Here is a 9,401-nt window from a genome sequence, read left to right as displayed (position 1 = left end):
AGGGCGACGGCTCGGTGGCGAGCGGCAACCTTTCCCGGCGCGGTGGCAACTGGGGAGCGAACCACCGACTCGAACGACCGAATGGATGGGCATGAAGGCAACGAAGCACGCCGCTCCGCAGCCGTGGCGCAGGCGCGGGCTGATCGCGGGCATTCCCTTGGTGCTGCTGGCCGTGGGGGTGCTGGTGTGTGTGGTCCTGACCTCCCCCACCGGGGGCGGGGCCATGGCCGGGCGGGCCCTCGACCCGTCCGCCGGGGCCACTGCGGCGAGCAGGCCGCCGGTTGCCGGGTCCGATGCCGCCGAGGGTACGGGTGCGGCGGGGCAGCCGACAGCGCCGACCTCCGCGCCGCCGCCGAGCTCGGCCGCGCCGTCACCCTCGGTCTCGGCCGGTGTGACGCCCCCGGTGGCCAGTGCCACGAGCCCGGCGTCCGCGGTAGCGGCCTCGCCCGGCCGGATCAAGCCCGGAGTCAGTTACCACGGCGTCGCGACGGCCTACGCGGCGGGTGACGGCAACGGCTCCTGCCTGTACGGCCCGTCCGACGACCTCATGGTCGCGGCGATGAACTTCACCGACTACGAGGTGGCCAAGGCGTGCGGGGCGTACGTGCAGATCCACGCCGCCAATGGGGCCTCCCTCACGGTCCGGATCGTCAACGTCTGCCCACTGCCCTGCGCACCCGGCCAAATCGACCTCAGTCAACAGGCTTTCGCCAAGCTCGCCGAACTCTCGGTGGGCCGTCTCCCGATCACCTGGAAGCTGCTGAGCCCCGAGGCGGTGGGCACCGTCTCGGTCCGCTACAAGACCGGTTCCAACCGCTGGTGGTGCGGGATCCAGGTGATCGGGCATCGGAACCCGCTCGCGACGCTCGAAGTCCGAGCCGGGGACGGCTGGCGGAAGCTGCCACGTGCCGACTTCAACCACTTCCTCTCCACCGATGGCACCGGCTGCGGCGGGCCGATTCGCATGACGGACATCTACGGGGAACAGCTGACCGTCGACCGCATCGCCATAAAACCTGACGTCGCGCAGCCCACCAGCGTCCAGTTCGCCCGGCATTGACCAGCCCGCCCGCGTGCCGCCACCACCCCGAAGCCTGGGGCGACCGCCGTCCGGATCCGAGGTCGGGTCTTGTTATGCTGCGCCCTCTTGTTAACGCGCACAATGCAGGGAGAGGACGACCGAGGGACATGCTCCTCGATGACACGTCCGCGGAGTTTCACGACTTCTTCGAACGCCACTACGCCGAGCTCGCCCGCCTGGCCCACCTCCTGACCGGAGAGACCGATGCGGCCGACGACCTGGCAGCCGACGCCCTGGTCGCCCTGTGGCAGCGCTGGGACCGGCTGCGCAGCGCCGACCATCCGTTGGCCTATGCCCGCGGCGTGGTGGCGAACATGGCGCTCGAACGGATCCGCAGCGCGGTCCGCGAGCGTCGTCGGATCGCGCTGTTCTGGTCCCGTAGTCCGGAGAAGCTGGAGGGGCCGGACGTTGCGGCCGTGCTGGACGTGCGCGCGGCGCTCGCCCGCCTGCCCTTCCGGAAGCGGGCCTGCGTGGTGCTGCGCCACGCCTTCGACCTGTCGGAGAAGGCGACCGCGGCGGCGCTGGGCATATCGGTCGGCACGGTGAAGAGCCAGACCTCGAAGGGCATGGCCGAGCTGGAAGCGATACTGGGTGCACGAGCGGTCGGCGACTTGGTGGCAGGGAGGAGGAACCGGTGAACGAGGAGATCGCCCGTCGGCTGCGGGAGGCCGGTGAGGCCCACCAGCCGGATCGCGCGCGGATGCTCGCCCGCGCCCAGCGCGGTGTGGCCGGCCCCGCCATCCGGCACCGCGCGCGCCCGCTCGCCAGGTCGGGACCGAAGGTCGTCCTCGCCGGCCTGGCCGCGGTCGGCATCCTGGCGACCGGTGGCTTCGCCGTCGCCGGCATCGTCCACACTCCGCCCACGTCGGGCACCGCCACGACGCCCAGCACCACGCCCGCCACACCGTCGCCAACCGTGCCGTCCCCTCCGACCACGTCGACGATGCCGTCGGACGCTGCCACCAGCCCCGGTGCGGCCCCGGCCGTGCCCCCGAGCAGCTCGCGCCCGACGCCCTCGGCTGCCGGTCAGGTCCAGAACGGGCCGCTGCGGTCGGCCGGCTCGGTGGACGCGCACAGCACCGTGTACTGGGAGCAGAACAACGTCACCCTCAGGACCACCCAGCCGCTCACCTCTCTCACCGTGGAACTGCGCATCGCGCTGACCGGCAACGTACAGAACACCGGCAGCTGGCGGACCCTGCCGAGCGAGGACTTCACCGTCACCGTCAAGGCGGCCGGCGGCTCGCTGGTCTACCGCTGGGTGCTCAAGCCGGGCCTCACCGTGCCTGCCGGGCAGCACGAGTTCGCCGCCCAGTTCAACCACGCCACCGGCGCGCGCATCGCCGCGGGCGACAGCTACCGCGTCGACGCCCACGGGCAGGGTGGCCCCGCCGCGGTCTGGGGCGGGTTCGTCCCGGCCCGGTGAACACCGATGAGCGGCAGGGGACGCCTCCCCTGCCGCTCATCTCGACCGGGCGCGGTTCAGCCGACCTTGACCAGCCGCCACTGCTGCTGGCTGCCCCAGTTGACGTTCCACTGGATCGCAGACTGGCCGTCCACCGTGCCGTTCCCGTTGTCCAGGGCCATCCCGCTCCGCCGGTTGGTGAGCTGGTAGTAGCCGCCGCCCAGCGCGAGGATGCTCCACTGCTGCCGGTCGCTCCCGTTGTAGGGCTGCTGGACCAGCGTGCTGCCCGCGGTCGTGCTGTTCCCGTTGTCGAGGGCCATCCCGCTGCGGGAGCACACCAGCTTGAACCGCCCCGCTTCCAGGCCGGTCAGGGTCCACTGCTGCGTCATGCCGCCGTTGACGGTCCACTGCATCACCTGGCCACCGGACGTGGAGGTGTTGCCGTTGTCGAGGGCCTTGCCGCTGCGTGCGCACACCAGCTGGTAGACGCCGTCGGCGACGACGGCCGGCATCCCGTTGACCTCGACCACCACGACCGAGTCGTTGGCGTCGGGGGCGGTGGCCGGCACCGACACGTTGAGGTTCCCGCCGCTGACCGAGTAGGAGAGCGAGGCTGTGGGGTTGCTCATCAGGTAGACCCGGTTGATGGTGTTGTGGACCAGCGGAATCTGCAGTGTGCCGTTGTTCGGCCAGCTGAACACGTGGGCGTACAGCTTGCCCGACTTCCTGGTGAGCTTCCCCCAGGACGGTTCGGCGGTGAACGGGCTGCCGTTGGTCCCGTGGATACTGTCGCTGTTGTCGGCCATCCAGCCGCCCAGCCCCTGGAGGATGGTGACCGAGCCCGGGGTGGGCGTGCCGTCGCCCTTGGGGCCGATGTTGAGCAGGTAGTTGCCGTCACGGGAGGCCACCGTGACGAACTCCTGGAGGATGGTCCGGACGGACTTGTAGGAGTTCTCGGCCCAGGAGGCGTACCCCCAGGCGCCGTTCATCGTGGCACAGGTCTCCCAGGGGCGGCCGAGCGGTTCGGCGGGCACGGTCTGCTCCGGGCAGGCGAAGTCGCCGAGCCCCACGTCCCGCTTGACCCGCTCGTTGATGATCAGGCTGGGCTTGATGCCGATGAGCCAGTTGTAGAGGTCGATTCCGTCGGCCGAGGTCCACCAGTCGGTGAGGGTGGGGGAGGCGGGGTTGCCGCCCCAGTCGCCGTCGAACCACAGGATGGCCGGGTCGTACTTGGTGAGCAGCTCCTGCAGCTGCGCCTTCATGTCGCCGATGTAGGAGGAGCGGGCGCTCATCGACGCCATGTCGGTGTAGGTCGTGCGGTGGTTGATGGTCTGGGACCAGTGACTCCAGTCCATGATCGAGTAGTAGAGCCCGAACTTGATGCCGCGGGCGTCGCAGGCGTTCTTGAGAGCGGCCAGCAGGTCGCTCTGGTAGACGGTGTACTCGGGGAGGTTGTACGGCGTGCCGGCGGTGTCGGTGAAGCCCGCCACGTTCGAGTTGTACATCGCGAAGCCCTCGTGGTGCTTCGCGGTGATCACCAGGTACTTCATGCCGGCGTTCAGGGCGAGGTCGGCGATGGTGTTCGCGTTGAAGCCGGTGGGGTTGAAGGGTGCTGACACCTGGGGCTGGTAGGTGGCTTTGGTCCAGTTCTCGGAGGAGAAGGCCCACTCGCCGTGGCCGAGGTGGCTGTAGGACCCGAAGTGGATGAACATGCCGAAGCGCGCCTGGTACCACCAGGCCATCTTGGCGGGCACCGAGTACGCCTCGGCGGTGTCGCTCAGCACGATCTGGGGCAGGCCGAAGGCCACGGCGCCCCCGGCAATGGCGGCGGCCCGGATCAGCTGACGGCGATTCAGGTGGTGAGGGGACATGTGCGGCTCCTGGAATGAGGGGTGCTGCTGATCGTTGGGCCGCTCGCCGGTGTGGTCGCCCGGCAGGGGGCCGTCCTCGACGGTTCCCTGGTTGCCGGCGGCCGCGGAACGCAGCGCGACGGCGCAGTGCGAGCCGTCCGGGACTGGCGGACCCGCCCCGGCGCCGTTGTCGTCGGGTGGCTCGCGGTACCGAGGACTTTACGAGCCCGAAACCTGGCGGACAAGAGGGAGGTCCGATGAATCTGTGGCGTAATCTTCGATTGGATCGTAATCCGGGCGTTGTTAGCGATAACGCAAGGCTAGTCATGGGATGTATGTCGCTGTCGAGTCGGTGTCAGTCGACGTGTCTCCAGGTTCAAGAGCCGATGGGGGCCGCCCGCTGGGTGCGGGACGGGAGGCGGGCCGGCGGAAAATGTGAGGAGCCCCGGCCGACGCACGGCTGGGGCTCCTCGAAGCGGTGAATATCGGTCAGCAGGTGGAGTGCCCACGACGTAAACCGCTCGTCTACGCGCCGACAGGCGCCACCCGATCGCGATCACCGTGGACCGGGCAGGTTAGCGCTGCAGGGTAAGGACACCCGGCCGCCAGGGCAGTTGGTCGTAGGGGCCGCTCGCGGTGGGGGACTTGCCCTGGTAGAGGAGCTGCAGGTTGCAGGGGTCGATCGTCATGGTCTGGTCGGGGTTGTTGCGGACCAGGTCACCGTGGCTGATGTCGTTGGTCCAGTTGGCACCGCTGTTGGCCTTGCCGGCGAAGGGGTTGCTTTCGCTGCCGGCCTGCGGGGTCCACGAACCGTTCAGGCTGGAGGCCGTGAACGAGCGGAAGTAGCGCCCCTTCGCACCCTTCGCCTCAACGATCATGAGGTACTGGTTCTGCCCCTGGACCTTGTAGACCTGCGGCGCCTCGAACAGGTTGTCCTCCGAGTCGCTCATGACCGTCGTGTACGACGAGCCGAAGTTGCCCGGGAAGTTCCCGATCGGCATGCTCGCCCGGTAGATCTTTCCGTTGTCACCGGCGAAGAACAGGTACATGTTCTGGCCGTCGGCGATCAGGGTCTGGTCGATCGGGCCAGTGCCTGAGTTGGGGATGCTGCCGGTGAACAGCGGCTGCGGCGCGGACCAGCCGTTCGGGTTGGTGGGGTCGCTCGACGTGCGGTAGATGAAGGGCCACGAACCCCACTGGTACGCCAGCACCCAGATGTTCTTGGGCGCGAAGTAGAACAGCGTGGGCGCCACCGTTGTCTGGCTCATCCCGCTCTGGCCTGCCGACGCCATGTCCGACCAGTTCGTGAAGGGACTGAACATCATCGAGCCGTACGACGATCCCGATACGTTCGACGCGTAGACCAGGTGCTTGCCGTTGTACACCACGTCGGTGAAGTCCTTCACCGCGGCCCACCCGTTCGCAGGCTGCGCCAACGCACCCGTCGACGTCCACCGGTACGTCGACGGAAGGGCGCACGTGCCGCCCGTCGGCGCCGGCGCGGTCCACTTCTGGTTGCCGCCGCCGTTGCACGTCCAGACCTCCACCGCGGTGCCGTTGGCCGTACCGGCGCCCTTGACGTCCAGGCACAGCCCGGACTCCACTCCGACCACCGTGCCGTCGGAGTTCACCCGCCACTGCTGGTTCGCGGCGCCGCTACAGGTTCAGATCTGCACCCGGGTACCGGCCGTGGTGGCGTGGCCCGGAACATCCAGGCACTTGTTGCCGTACACGGTCAGCTGGTTGCCGGACGTCAACGTCCACAGCTGGTTGGTCCCGTTCGAGCAGTCGTAGATCTGCAGGTACGTGCCGTCGGTCTGGCCGGCCTTCGGCACATCGAGACACCGACCGGAACCCACAGCGCGCAGGGCGCCGCTGGTGGCCGCCTGAGCCGGGTTGGCGACGAGCGTCGCCACCAACGCCGCCACGGCCGCAACCACGGCGGTGAGCGCCACAGACAGATGCCTGCGGCTGGAACTTCGTCTGCGCATGGGACCTCCTTTGTGAACGGATGGAGCTGTCACGCGGCCGGCTCGCGGCGGTTTTCCCGGCGGGGCGGGGCGAGGCGATCTGGCGTAGGCCTTCGCCCCGCGGCTCGGCTCACCTGAACTGCCAGTGCTGGTTGGCGCCGCCGTTGGAGTCCCAGATCTGGACGGGAGTGCCGTTGGCGGTCTGACCGCCGGGGATCTCCAGCGCCCGGCCGCTGGCGACGTTGGTCAGCGTGTAGGAGCCGTCGCTGTTCTGGCCGGCCCGCCAGCGCTGATTGGCGCCGCCGTTGGGTTCCCAGACCTGCAGCCGCGTCCCGTTGCCCGTCTGGTTGCCCGGCTCCTCCAGTACCCGGCCGCTGGCGACGTTGGTCAGCGTGTAGGAGCCGTCGCCGTTCTGGCCGGCCCGCCACTGCTGGTTGGAGGCACCGCTGGCGTCCCAGACCTGGAGCGGGGTGCCGTTGTCGTTCTGTCCCGCGGGCTCGTCGAGAACGCGTCCGGCGGCCACGGCGGAGAGCGTGTAGACCGTGCCGGAGACGATGCCTCCGCCCGGCGTGCCGCTGCCGCTGCCGCCCAGGGCGGTGAGTGTTGCGCCGTAGGCGGCCTTCTTGTTGCCGCTGTTGTCGAACAGCAGCGGGTTCTCACCGGTGCGCCACGAGTCGCTGTCGCGGATGCCCCAGACCGTGATGCCCGTGCAGCGAGCGACGTTGAGGCAGGCCCGCACGGTATTGGTGTACGCGGTGGTGGACGCCTGGGCGATGTCGAGCTCGGTGATCTGGACGTCCACGCCGAGTGCGGCGAAGTTGGACAGCGTGGTCTGGAAGCTCGCCGGCGGGCCGCCTGTGCCGAAGTGGCTCTGGAGGCCGACGCAGTCGATGGGTACGCCGCGGGACTTGAAGTCCTTGACCATGCTGTAGACGCCCTGGGTCTTGGCGTCGGACCAGTTCTCGATGTTGTAGTCGTTGTAGCAGAGCTTGGCCGAGGGGTCGGCGTTCCGGGCGGTGCGGAATGTCTCCTCGATGAAGCCGTTGCCCAGCAGGTTCTGGAACACGGAGCTGCGGTGCTGGGTGCTTCCGTCGGCGAAGGCCTCGTTGACCACGTCCCAGGCGTAGATCTTGCCCTTATAGCGCGTCATCTCGGTGGTGATGTGGTTGTTCATCACACTGCGCAGGGTGTTGGCGTCGGTGATGGAGCTCACCCAGTTGGGCAGTTGGGAGTGCCAGACCAGGGTGTGGCCGCGCGTGCGCTGGCCGTGCGCGGTGGCGTGGCTGACGATCGAGTCGGCGGCGGCGAAGTTGAACGACCCGCGCGAGGGTTCGATGGCGTCCCACTTCATCTCGTTCTCCGGGGTGATCATGTTGAATTCCCGGTCGAGAATGGTGGAGTACATCGAGTCGCCGAGCTTGCCCGCGGGTACTGCCGTGCCGAAGTAGCGGCCGCTGCCGGCCGCTGCCGCACCCAGCGTGGTCGCCCCGGCGGCATGGGCCGCGGTGCTCGCGGTGACGGCCGTTACCGAGCTGACGACCATGCATGCGGCCGCCGTCAGGACCTTGCGGAGACGGCGCTGCTTGTTGGGCCATGGCATGACGGATCGTTCTCCTTGTGTGTGGGGGATGCCTGCGCACCGGTCGGGAGCCGGCGCCTCGTCCTGACGGCCGTGCGAGCGCGTACTCGGCCCAGCCGTTCCTGCCGGGCAGGGCGGCCGGTGCGTGTCCAGGACGGTGCCTGGTCCCGCCCGAGAGCCGTGCTGTCGGTCGACGCGCCGCTCTCTGAGGTGGGGCGCCGGAGCGCGCGTTCTGGGGTGCCAGCGAGTTGTGAGCGTTAACAATTTGAAACATGTACATCCGGTGTCTGGAAGGGAGAAAAGCACGGGGCGGAATCGACTGTCAAGAACTTCTGCACGGCCGGGCCGTTCTCGTGAAGCGGAACCAACGTCCACAGGAGCGTCGGCAGTTCGGCGGACATCCGAGATGATCTGCTGTGCTTTCGGCTTCCCCAGCCCCCCGCCGAAGGGCCCGCGCCTCGTGGGGGCTGGGGGGTGCGGGCCCCATGGGGGAGTGGCTGTCAGCCGGTGGTGCAGGGAGTGCCGTTCAGGCTGATCTGGGTGGCGGCTCCGGCGTTGCCGGTGTGGTTGGCCTGGAACCCGAAGGAGGTTGACCCGCCGGGGGCGGTAGGGTCGCTGTAGCTGAGATTCTTGGCGGAGACCTGGCCGCCGACCGGGGTGATGGTGGTGTTCCAGTCGGACGTGACGGTCTGGCCGGAGGGCAGGGTGAAGGTCAGGTGCAGCACGGTCACCGGGGGAGGCCTGACGGGCAGACGGCGTGCAGGTCGACGCCGGCCGACCGCACGAGTCCGCGGTAGGTCGTACCAGCGGCGGCGGGGACGTCCTGCTGCGTGGTGGGGGCCTGGCCGAGCGCGGTGCCGTCCTCGGTGGTGAAGCCGAACGGCCCGCCCGTGCCGCCGCCGGTCTGCTTCAGCAGGGTGAGCGGCGACTCTGTCGCTCGGCGCGTCGGTGTAGGCGCAAGTGACCGTGCCGGCGGCGGTCAGGTCGACGGACTCCCGGGTGCCGCTGGTGCTGGTGCTGGTACTGGTGCCGTTGGCGGAGATGCGGGCGAGCGCGGTCATGGTCCATCCGTCAGGCACCTGCTCCTGCACGGTCCACGGCGGCCTGGTCTCGGTGGTCGCCGCGCGCTGGAAGAGGTCTGCTCGCCGTCGGAGCCGGGCCCGGCGGCCGACTGGAAGAGGCCGCCAGGGTTGTAGGAGAGGTGGCCGTCGAAGGTGAATGGCTGTGCCCCGGTGGTGCCCAGCACGTGCTTGCGCACCACGATGGTGCCCGGCCGGCTCGGCTGCCGGACGGCGTAGTAGTAGCAGAACACGTGGGCCGAGCCGGTCGGGTGGGCGGCCCGGTCCACGTTGTCGGCACGGTGGATTTCCACGGCGCAGCGCAGCGTCGCGAAGGAGTACGTGTTGCCGAACAGTTGCTGGTTGAGCGGGTTGGTGGTGGGGGGGTGGGGGGGCGACGGTAGCGGTGATCGACACGGGCCCGGGCTCGCACACGTCGTACCGCTTGCTCCATGCAG

At 69.1% G+C, this 9,401-nt stretch carries 6 protein-coding genes and 2 pseudogenes; 3 read left to right on the top strand and 5 right to left on the bottom strand.

All coding sequences use genetic code 11. The annotated features are described in order from the left end of the window. The first annotated feature begins 91 nt into the window (after positions 1 to 91). The 3 genes from QMF80_RS31845 (at position 92) to QMF80_RS31835 (ending at position 2,507) form a co-directional block, all read left to right on the top strand. The gene (locus QMF80_RS31845; protein WP_283459621.1) at positions 92 to 1,060 is read left to right on the top strand and encodes an expansin EXLX1 family cellulose-binding protein; all 969 of its coding nucleotides are present in this window, start codon (positions 92 to 94) and stop codon (positions 1,058 to 1,060) included. A gap of 128 nt (positions 1,061 to 1,188) precedes the next feature. After that, entirely contained in the window at positions 1,189 to 1,719 is a 531-nt protein-coding gene (locus QMF80_RS31840) for a SigE family RNA polymerase sigma factor (protein WP_283459619.1), read from the top strand. Continuing rightward, positions 1,716 to 2,507 (top strand): hypothetical protein, encoded by a 792-nt coding sequence (locus QMF80_RS31835; RefSeq protein WP_283459618.1) that lies wholly within the window; start codon positions 1,716 to 1,718, stop codon positions 2,505 to 2,507. The genes QMF80_RS31840 and QMF80_RS31835 overlap by 4 nt, the downstream gene beginning before the upstream one ends. 56 nt (positions 2,508 to 2,563) lie before the next feature. Here the strand turns inward: QMF80_RS31835 and QMF80_RS31830 are convergent, their stop codons facing one another. From QMF80_RS31830 to QMF80_RS31810, 5 genes and pseudogenes are all read right to left on the bottom strand, one after another. Continuing rightward, positions 2,564 to 4,357 carry an alpha-L-fucosidase gene (locus QMF80_RS31830; RefSeq protein ID WP_283459616.1) on the bottom strand — a complete coding sequence of 598 codons (1,794 nt, stop codon included), beginning with the start codon at positions 4,355 to 4,357 and terminating at the stop codon, positions 2,564 to 2,566. A 554-nt stretch (positions 4,358 to 4,911) separates the two neighbouring features. After that, positions 4,912 to 6,327, bottom strand: a pseudogene (locus tag QMF80_RS31825) (non-reducing end alpha-L-arabinofuranosidase family hydrolase). A 112-nt stretch (positions 6,328 to 6,439) separates the two neighbouring features. Beyond that, positions 6,440 to 7,849 (bottom strand): annotated as a pseudogene (locus QMF80_RS31820) (glycoside hydrolase family 10 protein); the annotation flags it as partial. Between the two features lie 536 nt (positions 7,850 to 8,385). After that, a complete protein-coding gene (locus QMF80_RS31815) occupies positions 8,386 to 8,616 on the bottom strand; it encodes a cellulose binding domain-containing protein (RefSeq protein WP_283459614.1) in 231 nt (76 codons plus the stop codon). 326 nt (positions 8,617 to 8,942) lie between these two features. Further along, positions 8,943 to 9,257, bottom strand: coding sequence for a hypothetical protein (locus QMF80_RS31810; protein WP_283459612.1), 315 nt, complete (start codon positions 9,255 to 9,257; stop codon positions 8,943 to 8,945). Between the last annotated feature and the right edge of the window lie 144 nt (positions 9,258 to 9,401).

This window comes from Streptomyces sp. G-G2 (genome assembly GCF_030063135.1).
Taxonomy (GTDB): Bacteria; Actinomycetota; Actinomycetes; order Streptomycetales; family Streptomycetaceae; genus Streptomyces.
This window is presented reverse-complemented; position numbering and strand designations above follow the sequence as displayed.

Excerpts from the sequence above, each read along its gene's own strand:
- QMF80_RS31845 (WP_283459621.1), top strand. The coding sequence starts at position 92 with ATGAAGGCAACGAAGCACGCCGCTCCGCAGCCGTGGCGCAGGCGCGGG.
- QMF80_RS31840 (WP_283459619.1), top strand. The coding sequence starts at position 1,189 with ATGCTCCTCGATGACACGTCCGCGGAGTTTCACGACTTCTTCGAACGC.
- QMF80_RS31830 (WP_283459616.1), bottom strand. The coding sequence starts at position 4,357 with ATGTCCCCTCACCACCTGAATCGCCGTCAGCTGATCCGGGCCGCCGCC.